Origin of the sequence: Bacillus sp. FSL R9-9497, assembly GCF_038005805.1 — a bacterium.
In the GTDB taxonomy this organism is placed as follows: Bacteria; Bacillota; Bacilli; order Bacillales; family Bacillaceae_G; genus Bacillus_A; species Bacillus_A cereus.
In genome coordinates this window covers 3,736,685-3,753,498 of record NZ_JBBOTY010000001.1, presented here as the reverse complement: position 1 = coordinate 3,753,498, position 16,814 = coordinate 3,736,685, and the positions used below count along the sequence as shown (strand labels likewise).

Here is a 16,814-nt window from a genome sequence, read left to right as displayed (position 1 = left end):
ATGAGCACTGAGTTATTAGATGCTTTGCTCGTATTAGAATCTGAAAAAGGCATTAGCAAAGACATTATTATTGATGCGATTGAAGCAGCTTTAATCTCTGCTTATAAGCGCAATTTTAATCAAGCACAAAACGTTCGTGTGAGCTTTAACCCAGAAGTGGGAACAATTCAAGTTTTAGCACGTAAAGACGTAGTAGACAATGTGTTTGATCCACGTCTTGAAATTTCTGTAGAGGAAGCAAGACAAATTAATCCAAACTACCAAGATGGTGACGTACTAGAAATTGAAGTAACACCAAAAGACTTTGGTCGTATTGCAGCACAAACTGCAAAACAAGTTGTCACACAACGAGTGCGTGAAGCAGAGCGCGGTGTTATTTACTCTGAGTTTAGTGACCGTGAAGAAGATATTATGGTAGGTATTGTACAACGTCAAGATGCTCGTTTCATCTATGTAAGCTTAGGAAAAGTAGAAGCTTTATTACCTGTAAGTGAGCAAATGCCTAATGAGCAATACAAACCACATGATCGTATTCGCGTATTCATTACGAAAGTAGAAAAAACGACAAAAGGACCACAAATTTACGTATCACGTACACATCCTGGTCTTTTAAAACGTTTATTCGAAATGGAAGTTCCTGAAATCTATGATGGAACTGTAGAAATTCGTTCTGTAGCACGTGAAGCTGGCGATCGCTCTAAGATCTCTGTATATGCAGAGAACACTGATGTTGATCCAGTTGGTTCTTGTGTAGGACCAAAAGGGCAACGTGTACAACGCATTGTAGACGAATTAAAAGGTGAAAAAATTGACATCGTCCGCTGGTCAAATGATCCAGTTGAATATGTTGCAAATGCATTAAGCCCATCACAAGTTGTTAAAGTACTTGTAGATGAAGAAGAAAAAGCGACAACAGTAGTTGTTCCAGACCACCAGTTATCATTAGCTATCGGTAAGCGTGGACAAAATGCACGTCTTGCAGCTAAATTAACAGGCTGGAAAATTGATATTAAGAGTGAGTCTGATGCGAAACAACTTGGTATTGTAACAGAAGAAGATAGCGTAATCGCATTTGGATTCGATTCAGTGGAAGACGAAATCGAATAGAGGTGATGAGTATGAGCAATCGAAAAGTTCCGTTACGAAAATGTGTTGCAACGCAAGAAATGAAATCAAAACGAGAGCTCGTTCGCATTGTTCGTTCCAAAGAGGGAGAAGTGTCCATTGATTTAACTGGGAAAAAATCAGGACGAGGTGCTTACTTGTCGAAGGACAAGGAGAGCATTCTTCAAGCTCAAAAGAAAAATGTTTTGGAACATCATCTAAAAGCGAAAATCGACGGTTCTTTATATGAAGAGCTTCTTGAGCTTGTTGAGAAGGAGTCGAAATAAGTGTCCGATTGGAAATCGTTTTTAGGACTAGCAAACCGGGCTCGGAAAATTATTTCGGGTGAAGAACTCGTTTTAAAAGAAGTACGAAGTGGCAAAGCAAAACTTGTATTGCTATCTGAAGATGCGTCAGTAAATACTACAAAACGCATCACAGATAAAACTACGTACTACAACGTACCAATGAGAAAGGTCGAAAATCGACAACAATTAGGGCATGCGATTGGGAGAGATGAGCGAGTCGTTGTAGCTGTGTTAGATGTAGGCTTTGCGAAAAAGCTGCGTAGCATGCTCGATACAAATTACCGGGGGTGAAGGTATGAGTAAAATTCGAGTGCATGAATATGCAAAAAAACATAATATCTCAAGTAAAGATCTTATGACAAAACTAAAAGAAATGAATATCGAGGTTTCGAATCATATGACAATGTTAGACGATGAAGTAGTAAATAAATTAGATAATGAATATCAAACTGAAAAACCTTCTGTTGCAGATGAGTTTGAAGTAGAAGAAAAAGTTGTTCGCAGTAAAAAGAACAGCAATAAGAAAAAGAAAAAAGGCAAAGGAAACGAAGACAAACGTCAAGAGAACTTTGCTGGTAGACAACAAACTCAAATTGTAGAAACACCAGATAAAATTACTTTCTCTGGAAGCCTTACAGTAGGAGATCTTGCTAAAAAATTAAGCAAAGAGCCATCTGAAATTATTAAGAAGCTCTTCATGCTTGGAATTATGGCAACAATTAACCAAGACTTGGATAAAGATACAATTGAGTTAATTGCTAACGACTACGGTATTGAAGTAGAAGAAGAAGTAATTGTAAGCGAGACTGAGTTTGAAACATTCATTGATGAGCAAGATGATGAAGAGAACTTAAAAGAACGTCCAGCTGTAGTTACAATCATGGGACACGTTGACCATGGTAAAACAACATTACTGGATTCTATTCGTAACTCAAAAGTAACTGCAGGCGAAGCGGGTGGAATTACTCAGCATATCGGTGCATATCAAGTTGAAGTAAACGATAAGAAGATTACATTCTTAGATACACCTGGTCACGCAGCATTTACAACGATGCGTGCTCGTGGGGCACAAGTAACGGATATTACAATCCTTGTTGTTGCAGCGGATGACGGTGTTATGCCACAAACGGTTGAAGCAATTAACCATGCGAAGGCAGCAGGAGTACCAATTATTGTTGCTGTGAATAAAATGGATAAACCAGCTGCAAACCCTGATCGCGTAATGCAAGAACTAACTGAATATGAATTAGTTCCAGAAGCTTGGGGCGGAGATACTATTTTCGTACCAATTTCTGCAATTCAAGGCGAAGGCATTGACAACTTACTAGAAATGATCCTTCTTGTAAGTGAAGTAGAAGAATATAAAGCAAATCCAAACCGCTATGCAACTGGTACAGTAATCGAAGCACAGCTTGATAAAGGTAAAGGAACTATCGCGACATTACTTGTTCAAAATGGTACGCTTCGAGTTGGAGATCCAATCGTTGTTGGAACTTCATTCGGACGTGTTCGTGCAATGGTAAGTGATATTGGTCGTCGTGTAAAAGTTGCTGGTCCATCAACTCCTGTTGAAATTACTGGTTTAAACGAAGTACCACAGGCTGGAGATCGTTTCATGGCATTTGCTGATGAGAAGAAAGCTCGTCAAATTGGTGAATCACGTGCACAAGAAGCGTTAGTTGCACAACGTGGTGAGAAATCTAAATTAAGCCTTGAAGATTTATTCCAACAAATCCAAGAGGGCGATGTAAAAGAAATTAACTTAATCGTAAAAGCAGACGTACAAGGTTCTGTTGAAGCGATGGCAGCATCACTTCGTAAAATTGATGTTGAAGGCGTAAAAGTTAAAATCATTCACACTGGTGTAGGTGCGATTACAGAATCTGATATCATTTTAGCTTCTGCATCTAATGCAATTGTAATTGGATTTAACGTACGTCCAGATGTGAACGCGAAGCGTACAGCTGAATTAGAGAACGTTGATATTCGTTTACACCGTATTATTTATAAAGTAATCGAAGAGATTGAAGCAGCTATGCAAGGTATGCTTGATCCAGAATTCGAAGAAAAAGTAATCGGTCAAGCAGAAGTTCGTCAAACGTTTAAAGTAACAAAAGTTGGAACAATCGCAGGTTGTTACGTAACAGACGGTAAAATTACGCGTGATAGTGGCGTACGTATTATCCGTGACGGCGTAGTAATTTTCGAAGGACAACTTGATACGTTAAAACGTTTCAAAGACGACGTAAAAGAAGTTGCACAAAACTATGAGTGTGGTATTACAATTGAGAGATATAATGATCTTAAAGAAGGGGACATCATTGAAGCGTACATTATGGAAGAAGTGAAGCGATGATTATCGCTTCACTCTCATTCGAGTGTATGATTTACGATGTGCATTCTTTAAAAGAGAAACGTGCAATTTTACAACGTGTGTTAACTCGTGTAAAACAGCGCTATAATGTAGCTGTTTCTGAAGTTGGGCACCAAGATGTATGGCAACGTACAGAAATTGCAATTGTTTCCGTATCCTCAAATCGTGTTATCTGTGAGAAAGAAATGAATCGTGTACTTGAGTACATCGATTCATTTCCTGAAATTGAACGTACAATAACACATTTGGAATGGTATTGAATGAGGTGAAGAGTTATGAAATTACGTGCGAACCGTGTGGGCGAGCAAATGAAAAAAGAATTAGGCGACATTATCAGTCGTAAAATTAAAGACCCACGTATTGGATTTGTTACAGTAACTGATGTACAAGTGAGTGGTGATTTACAAATTGCTAAAGTATATATTTCTGTTTTAGGTGATGAAGAACAGAAAGAAAATACTTTAAAAGGTTTAGCGAAGGCAAAAGGCTTTATTCGTTCAGAAATTGGCCAACGTATTCGTCTTCGTAAAACACCAGAAATTACCTTTGAGTTTGATGAGTCTATCGGATATGGTCATCGAATTGATACACTTTTACATGAAATTAATAAAGACGGTAAACGTGAAGAATAATGGATAGACATTTGTCTATCCATTTTTTCAATGCAAAATAAGTTTTGGATATTTACTACGAGAGAATTATGATGAGGTGAACATATATGGAAGGTGTAGTATTATTACATAAGCCAAAAGGCATGACATCACATGATTGTGTATTTAAATTAAGAAAGATATTGCGAGAAAAGAGAATTGGTCATACGGGAACATTAGACCCTGATGTAACAGGAGTATTACCAATTTGCGTTGGAAGAGCAACGAAAATTGCACAATTTTTAACAAGTGAAACGAAAACATATGAAGGTGAAGTAACATTAGGGTTTTCAACGACAACTGAAGATGCTTCTGGTGAGGTTGTTGAAACGAAAAATGTAGATCGTACTATTACTCGTAAGGAAGTAGAGAAAGTCCTTGCGGAATTAACAGGCACGATTGAACAAATGCCACCAATGTTCTCGGCTGTAAAAGTAAACGGGAAAAAATTATACGAATATGCAAGAGCAGGGCAAGAGGTGGAACGTCCAGTTCGTACAATTACAATTCATGAATTCATATTACTTGATGATCGTGAAGTTTTTGAAGGAGAAAATATTTCATTCCGTTTCCGTGTAACGTGTAGTAAAGGAACATATGTAAGAACGTTAGCTGTAATGATCGGGGAAAAACTTGGTTTCCCATCACATATGTCGCACCTTATAAGAACGGCATCTGGTGAATTTTTATTAGAAGATTGCATATCATTTGAAGAAATTGAAGAAAACGTGCAAAATGGAACAGTAGAGTCTATCTTCATTTCAATTGATGAAGCATTAAGTAAGTTTCCAAAAATGGTTGTAGATGAAAAGCAAGCAGAGAAAATAAAGAATGGTATGTTCTTAAAAAATGAATTAGAAATAACAGCACCATTTATTACAGTGTTTGATAAAAATGATCGTTGCTTAGCAATTTATGAACATCATCCGAAACATCCTGGTATGTTAAAGCCGATGAAAGTACTTGTGAATAATCAAGAACTAAAGCTATAATGAATTATTGGAAGGATTATTACAGAAAAAGGTGAATTCAAGCGTGAAACTTATTCATTTAACTCATCCACATGAACAAAATAAATTAGAATTACCACCTACTGTAATGGCATTAGGATTTTTTGATGGCATTCATTTAGGACATCAATGTGTAATTCGAACTGCGAAAAAAATAGCGGACGACCGAGGATATAAAAGTGCAGTTATGACATTTCATCCTCATCCATCTGTTGTTTTAGGAAAAAAGGATGCGCATGTGGAGTATATTACACCGATGCGCGATAAAGAAAAAATAGTCGAAAGCTTAGGGATCGATATATTATATGTAATTAAATTTGATGAATCATTTGCAGGGTTATTACCGCAACAATTTGTAGATGATTATATTATTGGTTTAAATGTAAAGCATGTAGTAGCAGGGTTTGATTATTCATATGGACGTTTAGGAAAAGGAAAGATGGAGACTTTACCATTTCATGCAAGAGGGGAGTTTACACAGACTGTGATTGAAAAAGTTGAATTTCAAGAAGAGAAAGTAAGTTCTACAGCATTACGAAAGTTAATTCGAAATGGCGAAATGGAGCAAATTCCATCTATTTTAGGTAGAGCCTATACTGTAGCGGGAACAGTTATACACGGCGACAAACGTGGACGTCAAATTGGTTTTCCAACAGCTAATGTAGGTTTAAGTGATGAGTATTTATTGCCACCTGTAGGTGTTTATGCAGTGAGATTAAAAGTTCACGATGAATGGTACGATGGTGTATGTAATATTGGATATAAACCGACTTTTAAAGAAGATGAGCGTCAATTATCAATTGAAGTGCATTTATTTGAATTTAACAAAGATATATACGATCAAAATGTTACAGTAGAGTGGCATATGCGTATAAGAGCAGAAAAGAAATTCAACGGTATTGATGAGTTAGTTGAACAAATCGCAAAAGATAAGAAAACAGCCCAAGAATATTTTGTGAGCGAAAAGAATATACTTGCTTTTTCAAATGAAAAGTAGTATTCTATGTTATGTACTTTATGACAACCATTGCTTGGCATTGCGACTCACCGACGCTTGCTAGGTAATTGGGGGTTTAATTAATAGGAGGTGAAATAGGATGGCTTTAACACAAGAGCGTAAAAATGAAATCATTGCACAATTTAGAACTCATGAGACTGATACTGGTTCTCCAGAGGTTCAAATTGCTGTCCTAACGGAGCAAATTAACACTCTAAACGAGCACTTACGTACTCACAAGAAAGATCATCATTCACGTCGTGGTCTATTAAAGATGGTTGGTAAACGTCGTAACTTACTAACTTACCTTCGTAATAGCGATATCACACGTTACCGTGAATTAATCACAAAGCTTGGCTTACGTCGATAGTCAAAGAAGCGGGAATATTCCCGCTTTTTTGTTAGGTAAAAATATATCTTCTACGCTTTATAGCTTACTTAATTTTAGGCAATACTAGAGGTAGAATATTGTGATATACTATCCATTTACATAGAAGAATTGAATACTTTAAATTGAGAGGGGTACTTAAATGAGTCAAGAAAAGCAAGTCTTCTCGATAGATTTAGCTGGTCGCCAGCTAACAGTTGAAACTGGTCAGCTTGCAAAACAAGCGAACGGAGCAGTATTAGTAAGATATGGCGATACAGCGGTTCTATCTACAGCAACTGCATCAAAAGAAGCAAAAAATGTAGATTTCTTCCCACTTACAGTAAACTATGAAGAGCGTTTATATGCAGTCGGAAAAATTCCTGGCGGTTTCATTAAACGTGAAGGTCGTCCAAGTGAAAAAGCAATTTTGGCAAGTCGTTTAATCGACCGTCCAATCCGTCCACTTTTCGCAGATGGTTTCCGTAACGAAGTACAAGTTGTCAGCATCGTAATGAGTGTTGATCAAGATTGTTCTTCTGAAATGGCAGCTATGCTTGGTTCTTCATTAGCGTTATCGATTTCAGATATTCCATTTGAAGGTCCAATCGCGGGTGCAACAGTTGGTCGTATTAACGGCGAATTCGTTATCAACCCAACAGTAGAACAGCAAGAACAAAGTGATATTCACCTTGTTGTAGCTGGTACGAAAGATGCAATTAACATGGTTGAAGCAGGAGCAGATCAAGTGCCTGAGGAAACAATGTTAGAAGCAATTATGTTTGGTCATGACGAAATTAAACGTCTAATTGCATTCCAAGAAGAGATTGTACAAGCTGTAGGTAAAGAGAAATCAGAAGTGAAACTTTATGAAGTTGACGCTGATCTTAACCAAGCTGTACGTGAAATGGCTGAAGAAGATATGCATTCAGCAATTCAAGTACATGAGAAACATGCACGTGAAGATGCAATTAACGAAGTGAAAAAGCGTGTTATTGAGCATTACGAAGCGCAGGAAGCTGACGCTGATACATTAGGACAAGTAAATGAGATTTTATATAAAATTGTAAAAGAAGAAGTACGTCGTCTTATTACAGTTGAAAAAATCCGCCCAGATGGCCGTAAAGGTGACGAAATCCGTCCATTAGCATCAGAGGTTGGCATTTTATCTCGTACACACGGTTCTGGTTTGTTCACTCGTGGACAAACACAAGCATTAAGTATTTGTACATTAGGTGCATTAGGCGATGTGCAAATTTTAGATGGTCTTGGTGTAGAAGAATCAAAACGCTTTATGCACCATTACAATTTCCCATCATTTAGTGTTGGTGAAACTAGACCAATGCGTGGACCAGGTCGTCGTGAAATCGGTCACGGTGCACTAGGAGAACGCGCACTTGAGCCTGTAATTCCATCTGAAAAAGATTTCCCATACACAGTACGTCTTGTATCTGAAGTTTTAGAATCAAATGGTTCTACTTCACAAGCAAGTATTTGTGGTAGTACTTTAGCAATGATGGATGCTGGTGTTCCACTTAAAGCTCCAGTTGCAGGTATTGCAATGGGTCTAGTTAAAACTGGTGAGCATTACACAATTTTATCTGATATTCAAGGTATGGAAGATCATTTAGGTGATATGGACTTTAAAGTAGCAGGTACAGCACAAGGTGTAACTGCACTACAAATGGACATTAAAATCGATGGTCTATCTCGTGAGATTTTAGAAGAGGCATTACAACAAGCGAAAGTTGGTCGTGTGCACATTCTAAATCATATGTTATCTGTTATTCCAGAGCCACGCACTGAATTATCAGCGTACGCTCCAAAGATTATTACAATGACAATTAATCCAGATAAAATCCGTGACGTTATCGGACCGAGCGGTAAACAAATCAATAAAATTATTGAAGAAACTGGCGTTAAAATTGACATCGAGCAAGATGGCACAGTATTCATTTCTTCAATAAACCAAGAAATGAACGACAAAGCTAAGAAAATTATCGAAGATATCGTTCGCGAAGTACAAGTAGGTGAAATCTACGAAGGAAAAGTGAAACGTGTTGAGAAATTCGGTGCTTTCGTTGAATTATTCAGCGGTAAAGATGGATTAGTTCACATTTCTGAACTTGCACTTGAGCGTGTAGGTAAAGTAGAAGACGTTGTAAAAATCGGTGACGTAATTACGGTTAAAGTTATCGAGATTGACAAGCAAGGTCGTGTTAATCTATCTAGAAAAGTATTGCTAAAAGAAGAGCAAGAAAAAGAAGCTGCTAAAGAAGAAAACAAACAAGAGCAGCAATAAGCGAAAGCCAGTTTAACTGGCTTTTTTTGTTATGTAAAAATATGATTTATATATATTTTTATGTCAGTATAGGTATAGTTTTCATTATAACGCTCAAATTAACAAAGATAAGAAGAAAAATGTTTTTTTATATAGTTAATTTGGGAGGGTTTATATGAAAGTTCGTATATTGGCATACATATGTATATTTTCTTTATATGTCAGTTTAGGCTCTTATTCTGTTTTTGCACAGGATAACTTATATGAAGAAATTCAAAAGCATGCAAAACAATATGAGATTGCACCTCAAAATGCGATGATTGATAAGATATGGAAAGCAACACCAGGATATAATGGAAGACAAGTTGATATGGAAGCATCCTATAACAATATGAAGAAGCTAAAGGAATTTGATCAAAAACACCTTGAATTTAAGGAAGTATCACCGAGTGTCCACTTAGAAGATTTATCACCTGCTCCAATTTATAGGGGGCATCCGAATAAAAAGATGGTGGGATTAACAATAAATGTGGCATGGGGAAACGAGTATTTGCCTCGTATATTAGAAATATTGAAAAAGCATGATGTGAAGGCGACTTTCTTTTTAGAAGGACGTTGGGTGAAAGAAAATTTACGATTTGCAAAAATGATTGTCGATGCAAATCAAGAAGTCGGAAATCATTCTTATACGCACCCTAATATGAAAACGCTATCGTCTGATGAAATACGAGAGCAGTTACAAAAAACAAATCGAATGATTGAAGCTGCTACGAATCAAAAGGTGAGATGGTTTGCCCCGCCGAGTGGAAGTTTTCGGGATGAAGTCGTGAAAATCGCTGATGATTTCCAAATGGGAACGATTATGTGGACTGTCGATACAATCGATTGGAAGCGACCTGAGCCAGATGTACTATTGCAGAGAGTAATGAGAAAAATACACCCAGGTGCTATCGTATTAATGCATCCTACTTCGTCAACGGCAGAAGCATTAGATACAATGATTAAAAAATTGAAGGAACAAGGATATAAAGTAGGGAATATAACAGAATTACTGGATGAAAAACGTGTGGATTAAATACATTTGCATGACATTCATCCTTAAACTTGTTATCATTAAATAATAGCACTTATTTAGAGAAACTGGCAGTAGGAGGAAAGTTTTTGATTAAAAAATATACTTGTAAAAATGGTGTAAGAATAGTTATGGAGAATATACCAACTGTAAGATCGGTTGCGATTGGTATTTGGATCCATGCGGGATCAAGAAATGAAAATGAAAAAAATAACGGGATTTCTCACTTTTTAGAGCATATGTTCTTTAAAGGGACAGAAACACGTAGTGCACGCGAAATTGCAGAATCATTTGATAGTATTGGTGGGCAAGTGAATGCTTTTACTTCAAAAGAGTACACTTGTTACTATGCAAAAGTGCTAGATGAACATGCTAAATATGCTTTAGATGTATTAGCTGACATGTTCTTTAATTCAACATTTGATGAAGAAGAATTGAAAAAAGAGAAGAATGTCGTATGTGAAGAAATTAAAATGTACGAAGATGCTCCAGACGATATTGTGCATGATATGTTAACGAAAGCAACATATGAAACGCATCCGCTTGGATATCCTATTTTAGGAACAGAAGAAACACTTGATACGTTTACAGGTGATACGCTACGCCAATATATTAAGGATCATTATACACCTGAAAATGTAGTTGTTTCAGTTGCAGGAAATATTGATGAAGCCTTCTTACAAACGGTAGAGCAATATTTCGGTAGTTATGAAGGAACAACAAACCGTGAACAAGTACATAGTCCAATTTTCCATTTTAACAAAGTAGCACGTAAAAAGGAAACAGAACAAGCTCATTTATGTTTAGGATATAAAGGCTTACAAATGGGACACGAAGATATTTATAACTTAATTGTATTAAATAACGTTTTAGGCGGTAGTATGAGTAGCCGTTTATTCCAAGAAGTACGTGAGCAACGTGGGTTAGCTTACTCAGTATTTTCTTACCATTCTTCTTATGAAGATACAGGTATGTTAACACTGTATGGTGGAACAGGTAGTCAACAATTAGATACACTGTATGAAACAATGCAAGAAACATTAGAAACATTGAAAAATACAGGTATTACAGAAAAAGAGCTTATTAATAGTAAAGAGCAATTAAAAGGAAACTTAATGTTAAGTTTAGAAAGTACGAATAGTCGTATGAGCCGTAATGGTAAAAATGAATTGCTACTTCGTAAGCATCGTTCACTTGATGAGATTATCGAAAGTGTAAACACTGTAACAAAAGAAAATGTAGATGGGTTAATTCGTAACATGTTTACAGATGAATTCTCTGCAGCATTAATTAGTCCAGATGGAAAACTTCCAAAAGGAATAAAACTATAATCAACTTTTACGATGTATCTGAAAATAACCTTCTCTCTTTTTAAATGAGAGAAGGTTATTTTTTTTATACATATAGAATAGGTACTAATTATAGACAATGCAAATGAAAAATTTAGTAGGGGAGTGGAGTGAGTATGCGATTAAGTGAATTAAGCGGTAAAGAGGTTGTAGATATAGAAAAAGCGGAAAAAATGGGAGCCTTAGGTTATATGGATTTAGAGATTAATGAGAAAGACGGACAAATACAAACACTTATAATACCTGTAGGGAAGTGGGGAGGTTTTAAAAAGGAACCACAAGAAGTAAGAGTGGCATGGAGTCAAATAAAGAAAGTCGGACACGATATGCTTCTTTGTGATAGTATAGATCGTTCAAATTCGGAGTGAAGGATGGCCATTTTGGTCATCTTTTTTTGTATCTACATAGAAACCTGATAAATCATATGTGCATTTGGATTTTCAATCACCATAAACTCGTACATTACATATGATGTGGAGGAAAAAGAAAAAGTAGGCACTTTTCTTATAAATGACAGAAAAAGAAGGTGAATTAGGGAATGTTGACTGAGATGCATATTGCTGTCATAGGAGGAGATGCAAGGCAGCTAGAAGTAATTCGTAAGCTAGTTGAATTAGATGCGAAACTTTCTTTGATAGGTTTTGATCAGTTAGATCATGGTTTCACAGGGGCAGCAAAAGAAAGTATACAAAATTTAGATTTCACTTCTGTAGACGCAATTATTTTGCCGGTTGCCGGTACAAATGCCAAAGGAGAAGTAGATACTATTTTTTCAAATGAAAAAGTTTCAATAACGAAAGAACAAATTGAAAATACACCAGAACACTTTACTATATATTCAGGTATTGGTACACCTTACTTGGAAAATCTCGTATCTACTACGAATCGAAAACTTGTTAAATTATTTGATCGTGATGATGTAGCAATATACAATTCTATTCCAACGGTAGAAGGTACATTAATGATGGTAATTCAACATACCGACTATACAATTCATGGGTCCAATGTAATGGTTCTAGGATTTGGGAGAACAGGAATGAGTGTTGCGAGAGCATTTCAATCATTAGGAGCCCATGTCAAAGTTGGAGCAAGACGATCTGAACATATTGCACGTATTACAGAAATGATGTTTTCTCCTTTTCATATGCAAGACATAGAGAAAGAAGTAGGAAATATCGATATTGTAATTAATACGATTCCGCATCTCGTTGTAACAGCGAATGTTATTGCAAAAATGCCAGCTCATACGTTAGTGATTGATTTAGCTTCTAAACCAGGCGGTACTGACTTTAGATATGCGGAAAAAAGAGGAGTCAAAGCATTGCTAGCACCTGGATTACCAGGTATTGTTGCCCCAAAAACGGCTGGGCAAATTTTAGCAAATGTTCTTTCTCAGTTATTAGCAGCAGATGCAATTGCAAAGGAGGAGGAAAAGAAATGAGTTTGAAGGGGAAACGAATTGGTTTCGGATTTACAGGTTCACATTGTACGTACGAAGAAGTAATGCCTCATTTAGAAAAATTAATTGCTGAGGGAGCAGAAGTACGTCCTGTTGTTTCTTACACTGTTCAATCAACAAATACTAGATTTGGAGAGGGAGCAGAGTGGATTAAGAAGATTGAAGAAATAACAGGTTTTAAAGCAATTAATTCAATCGTTGGTGCAGAACCACTAGGACCTAAAATTCCACTAGATTGTATGGTAATTGCACCACTAACAGGGAATTCTATGAGTAAATTTGCAAATGCAATGACAGACTCTCCAGTATTAATGGCAGCGAAAGCGACGTTAAGAAATGGCAAGCCTGTCGTATTGGCTGTTTCGACGAATGATGCTCTAGGGCTTAATGGAGTAAATCTAATTACACCAACAAGGTGACGACAAAGCATAAACGCTTATATGTCGCCATCTTGAGGGAGCTTAGGGTAAAGCACAAGTTCGAAATCATCGAGCCTTTGCCACTTTTCCTTTTTATAAACAGCCTTTTCTAAAACCGACTTTAGGAGGCTGTTTTTCTTTTTGGGATCATCTGTTTTAAAGTACAAATCAAGAACATGCTCCACTTGAGGTATTGTATCTTTCTTGACTTTTTCCTTCTTAATTTCGGTTTTAATTTCTTTCTTTAAGTTTTCCATAGTGGAAGTAATTTCAGTTATACGGTCAGAAACTACATTCGAGCGTTCTAAAAACATATCGACTGTGTAAACGCCACGTTCTAATAAATCATGTAAATTATTTTTTTGTTTCTGGACATCCACTAATTCTTTTTCAAGCTTGCGTAATGCAGCTTCATTCATTTGAATAACTTGTGTTTCTTTTAATTTGTCATCTTGCTTATGTTTTTCAAAATCAGCTTTATAATTGATGTACCATTCTTTTAATGCCTCGAGTAAACGCTTCTCAATTAATTCAGTGTAACTTGATTTGTTTTCACAGCCACGGTGTTTACAATCCATCGTTTCTTTTCGGTTCTTCGGATAACGTTGGACCATGCTATAACCACATTTACTACATTTAATAATGCCAGCTAGAGGATTTTTAATTCCGTTCGTATTGTAAGGAACGTGATATCTTGAGTTTAATTTTTCTTGTACTTGTTCAAATAAACTTTCCGGTATGATTGGCTCATGTTTGCCATCAGCAATAATCCAATCTGATTTATCTTGACGAGCACAACTTCTTTTTACGGCATCAGGCTGTTTTACTTCTTTTCTCTTTTGCCAAGTCACTTTTCCGATGTACACATTGTTTTTTAATATATCCAAGATGCTGTAGGGGTTCCATTCATTACCTAGCTTACTTTTGTAGCCAAGATCATTTAATTTGCTTCGGATTGCGTTAGCGCCCATATCCTCGTTTGCATACCAATCAAATATCATTCTTACAACTGAAGCTTCTTCTGGATTAATCGTTAAAGTACGTTCACGCTTATTTAAGCGATGGATATCATATCCGAATGGTGCATGTGTACCTAGATAATTCCCAGCCTCTACACTGGCGACACGACCTCGTTGCATACGTCGTGTAATAATCTTTAACTCCTTACGAGCCATAAACGCTTCAAATTCGCTATATTCTTCATCCCACTCATCATTAAGGTCATAAGTCTTCCTAGGTGTCATAATCTTCGTATTCGAGCGTTTAAACGTCTCTAAAATGATTCCTTGCTCTTTCATACCACCACGACCTAAACGGTCCATATCCATACAAAGAACAACATCATATTTGTTATCTTCAATTTCTTCAAGCAATGCTAACATCTCAGGTCGTTTCACTAAGCTCTCACCAGAAACAATTTCCTCACGGACGGCTAGAACATTTAAGTTCATTTCCTTTGCTATTTTCAGCAGGGTAGTGCGGTGTTTTGCTAATGTTTCGCCTTCGCCGCGAGCTTCAGCTTCGAGATCGGCACGGGACTTACGTAGGTAGATTGCGGTTTTCATGGTTAGACCTCCTTATATAGTTAATTCATATACGAGAAATGTATATATAAGAAGTAGAAACGGCTATTTGAGGTAGCGAAAGTCATGACATGTTTGATTTAAGAAAGCATTTAAGATTCTTCGTCGTTTTCCGATGCTTTAATATTTCGATGATTGGTCTGCTTTGAAATGGTTAGCAACTAATATGGCAGTACTAACAAATTAGTGGCATACAAATATAGAAAGCACTTCAAGAGGTGACACCATGAGCCAACAAGAAGAATATGCGGCGACTTATGAATTTGGAAAAACGAAAGTCCATGTTGTGGCTCCTGAGCCAAAATCACAAAAGGATATTGATAAAATCCGTCAAGCATATTACAAGGCTGGTTGGGCCATCATCAAAGAGATACAAGTAAAAGCAAACGTTGAGGAATAGTTCCTCTCTTTTTATACGAAAAGTAGACAAGTTACATATGTACTAAGTTCATTGTAACCATTTGAAAACTAAATATGGAGGCGAACAGATATGGGAACAAGCACATACTGCAATTCAGCGATAGGAGAATTATTACAGAATGCCAGAGAATGTTGTGACAATGTTCAGCTGAAAACGAAGAAAGGGCTATCTAAGTACCTTGGTATTACACATGAAAGATTAACCCGTATTGAATCTGGACTTTCTAAACCAGAATTTGAACTTGCGATGGATTGGTGCCATGCAACAGGGGCAAAGTTGAATCAACAAGCAATCAAACATATTTATGGTGTTGGGTTACCTCCTACAGATCCACGCTTAACTCAAGATTTAAATCTACAATTGATGAACTACATTAAACAGGCCGAAGAGGGGATTGCGGCAGCAAAGGAAATCATGAACTTACAAGTTACAACAAGGTCATGGAAGCATGATGAAAAAAAGAAACATGAATATGCAGTTCATGCAAAAGAAATCTTCGATACAATCCAAGCTACTCAATGTGTAGTTCAAGCTCTTGAACAAGTTCATTTTGGCATTATGGAACAAATACAAAGAAGTTGGTTGCAAAAGGCTATGGCGGAGAACGTTATTATTCAATCGGTGGATAGCTTAATGAATTTAACAAAGGTGCTGTAAAGGGGGAAGGAAAATGACAGTAGATTATAAGAAACCTAGTTTAAAAGAATATAAGGAATTAATTCGTTATGATGCAAAACTAACTGGTGAAATTAAAATAGCAGAATTACTTAATGAAGATTCAAAAACAGTTGAGTTAAAGCAAGAGAAGAAATTATTGGGGATTCGAATCAAAATTATAGAGGCATCATTTATTTTGAAGCATAAATGGGTAAATAAAAAAGCTACCGTCTAGACAACAGTAGCTCTGAAAAATATCGTAAAGCAATTATAACATTATATAAATCATTTGGACAAGCCACTGTGCTTGTCGTTATGACCAGAAAGGGATTGTTCCTCCCATACCTCTACAATGTTCCTTTCTGGTTATAACGATGCGTACAGCATTAATTTAATTAGAAAGGAGATGTAATTTATGAATGATAAAAACAATTATCTTCATGATCTAGTTCTTCCAGGAGATTTCTCATTCGCTAATAAACTTCGTAACTGTATGAGTGAATGTATTTATAACATGTTTAATGCAGAATCAACCGAAGAATCAAATCACTGGGAAGAAGAGCTGGAGCGATGTATAAGGGAATTTAAAATGCTTCGTGATACAAAAGAGGAACATGAGGCGTCTATGAGTTATCGTGTAGTAATTAAAGATTTAAGAGCAAGAGAAGTTAACGCTTCGTTAGTAACACGTAGAAAATAAAAAAGATCTATCACTTGGCAGAGTGATAGACAAACGGTCTTGCAAAGATCTTAGGATTAATTA

At 36.5% G+C, this 16,814-nt stretch carries 19 protein-coding genes and 1 pseudogene; 19 read left to right on the top strand and 1 reads right to left on the bottom strand.

Going from position 1 to position 16,814, the window contains the following annotated elements:
* The 15 genes and pseudogenes from nusA to dpaB all read left to right on the top strand — a co-directional run.
* On the top strand, window positions 1–1,107 hold the full coding sequence (nusA, locus tag MKY21_RS19220; RefSeq protein ID WP_000102604.1) for a transcription termination factor NusA: 1,107 nt from the start codon (window positions 1–3) through the stop codon (window positions 1,105–1,107).
* A gap of 11 nt (window positions 1,108–1,118) precedes the next feature.
* The gene (gene rnpM / locus MKY21_RS19215; RefSeq protein ID WP_000071127.1) at window positions 1,119–1,391 is read left to right on the top strand and encodes an RNase P modulator RnpM; all 273 of its coding nucleotides are present in this window, start codon (window positions 1,119–1,121) and stop codon (window positions 1,389–1,391) included.
* Window positions 1,392–1,703 carry a YlxQ family RNA-binding protein gene (locus MKY21_RS19210; RefSeq protein WP_001286524.1) on the top strand — a complete coding sequence of 104 codons (312 nt, stop codon included), beginning with the start codon at window positions 1,392–1,394 and terminating at the stop codon, window positions 1,701–1,703.
* A gap of 4 nt (window positions 1,704–1,707) precedes the next feature.
* Window positions 1,708–3,768, top strand: a complete 2,061-nt coding sequence (infB, locus tag MKY21_RS19205; protein ID WP_000036343.1) for a translation initiation factor IF-2 — start codon at window positions 1,708–1,710, stop codon at window positions 3,766–3,768.
* Entirely contained in the window at window positions 3,765–4,046 is a 282-nt protein-coding gene (locus MKY21_RS19200; protein ID WP_000582363.1) for a DUF503 domain-containing protein, read from the top strand. The genes infB and MKY21_RS19200 overlap by 4 nt, the downstream gene beginning before the upstream one ends.
* Before the next feature lie 15 nt (window positions 4,047–4,061).
* The gene (gene rbfA / locus MKY21_RS19195; protein WP_000776437.1) at window positions 4,062–4,418 is read left to right on the top strand and encodes a 30S ribosome-binding factor RbfA; all 357 of its coding nucleotides are present in this window, start codon (window positions 4,062–4,064) and stop codon (window positions 4,416–4,418) included.
* An 86-nt stretch (window positions 4,419–4,504) separates the two neighbouring features.
* The gene (truB, locus tag MKY21_RS19190) at window positions 4,505–5,428 is read left to right on the top strand and encodes a tRNA pseudouridine(55) synthase TruB (RefSeq protein WP_000399348.1); all 924 of its coding nucleotides are present in this window, start codon (window positions 4,505–4,507) and stop codon (window positions 5,426–5,428) included.
* Between the two features lie 43 nt (window positions 5,429–5,471).
* Window positions 5,472–6,443: a bifunctional riboflavin kinase/FAD synthetase gene (gene ribF / locus MKY21_RS19185; protein WP_000766702.1), complete on the top strand. Its 972-nt coding sequence runs from the start codon at window positions 5,472–5,474 to the stop codon at window positions 6,441–6,443.
* A gap of 100 nt (window positions 6,444–6,543) precedes the next feature.
* Complete coding sequence (rpsO, locus tag MKY21_RS19180; protein WP_001229392.1) at window positions 6,544–6,813, top strand: 30S ribosomal protein S15; 270 nt, start codon at window positions 6,544–6,546, stop codon at window positions 6,811–6,813.
* A 160-nt stretch (window positions 6,814–6,973) separates the two neighbouring features.
* Window positions 6,974–9,112: a polyribonucleotide nucleotidyltransferase gene (gene pnp, locus MKY21_RS19175; protein WP_000076737.1), complete on the top strand. Its 2,139-nt coding sequence runs from the start codon at window positions 6,974–6,976 to the stop codon at window positions 9,110–9,112.
* A 154-nt stretch (window positions 9,113–9,266) separates the two neighbouring features.
* Window positions 9,267–10,166, top strand: coding sequence for a polysaccharide deacetylase family protein (locus tag MKY21_RS19170; protein ID WP_000868232.1), 900 nt, complete (start codon window positions 9,267–9,269; stop codon window positions 10,164–10,166).
* An 86-nt stretch (window positions 10,167–10,252) separates the two neighbouring features.
* Window positions 10,253–11,494 (top strand): M16 family metallopeptidase, encoded by a 1,242-nt coding sequence (locus MKY21_RS19165; RefSeq protein ID WP_000592989.1) that lies wholly within the window; start codon window positions 10,253–10,255, stop codon window positions 11,492–11,494.
* A gap of 134 nt (window positions 11,495–11,628) precedes the next feature.
* A complete protein-coding gene (locus MKY21_RS19160; RefSeq protein ID WP_001239756.1) occupies window positions 11,629–11,880 on the top strand; it encodes a YlmC/YmxH family sporulation protein in 252 nt (83 codons plus the stop codon).
* Window positions 11,881–12,050: 170 nt separating this feature from the next.
* Entirely contained in the window at window positions 12,051–12,953 is a 903-nt protein-coding gene (gene dpaA / locus MKY21_RS19155) for a dipicolinic acid synthetase subunit A (RefSeq protein WP_000954735.1), read from the top strand.
* A pseudogene (gene dpaB / locus MKY21_RS19150) lies at window positions 12,950–13,375 on the top strand (dipicolinate synthase subunit B); the annotation flags it as partial. The gene dpaA and the pseudogene dpaB, both read left to right, overlap by 4 nt.
* Window positions 13,376–13,407: 32 nt before the next feature.
* On the opposite strand, the gene MKY21_RS19145 reads toward dpaB, so the two are convergent.
* Window positions 13,408–14,955 carry a recombinase family protein gene (locus MKY21_RS19145; protein ID WP_016118540.1) on the bottom strand — a complete coding sequence of 516 codons (1,548 nt, stop codon included), beginning with the start codon at window positions 14,953–14,955 and terminating at the stop codon, window positions 13,408–13,410.
* 244 nt (window positions 14,956–15,199) lie between these two features.
* Between MKY21_RS19145 and MKY21_RS19140 the strand changes: the two genes are divergently transcribed.
* From MKY21_RS19140 to MKY21_RS19125, 4 genes are all read left to right on the top strand, one after another.
* On the top strand, window positions 15,200–15,373 hold the full coding sequence (locus tag MKY21_RS19140; RefSeq protein WP_000082592.1) for a hypothetical protein: 174 nt from the start codon (window positions 15,200–15,202) through the stop codon (window positions 15,371–15,373).
* A gap of 90 nt (window positions 15,374–15,463) precedes the next feature.
* On the top strand, window positions 15,464–16,051 hold the full coding sequence (locus MKY21_RS19135; RefSeq protein ID WP_016118539.1) for a hypothetical protein: 588 nt from the start codon (window positions 15,464–15,466) through the stop codon (window positions 16,049–16,051).
* A gap of 13 nt (window positions 16,052–16,064) precedes the next feature.
* The gene (locus MKY21_RS19130; protein ID WP_016118538.1) at window positions 16,065–16,286 is read left to right on the top strand and encodes a hypothetical protein; all 222 of its coding nucleotides are present in this window, start codon (window positions 16,065–16,067) and stop codon (window positions 16,284–16,286) included.
* Between the two features lie 180 nt (window positions 16,287–16,466).
* Window positions 16,467–16,751 carry a hypothetical protein gene (locus MKY21_RS19125; RefSeq protein ID WP_016118537.1) on the top strand — a complete coding sequence of 95 codons (285 nt, stop codon included), beginning with the start codon at window positions 16,467–16,469 and terminating at the stop codon, window positions 16,749–16,751.
* The last annotated feature ends 63 nt before the right edge of the window (window positions 16,752–16,814 follow it).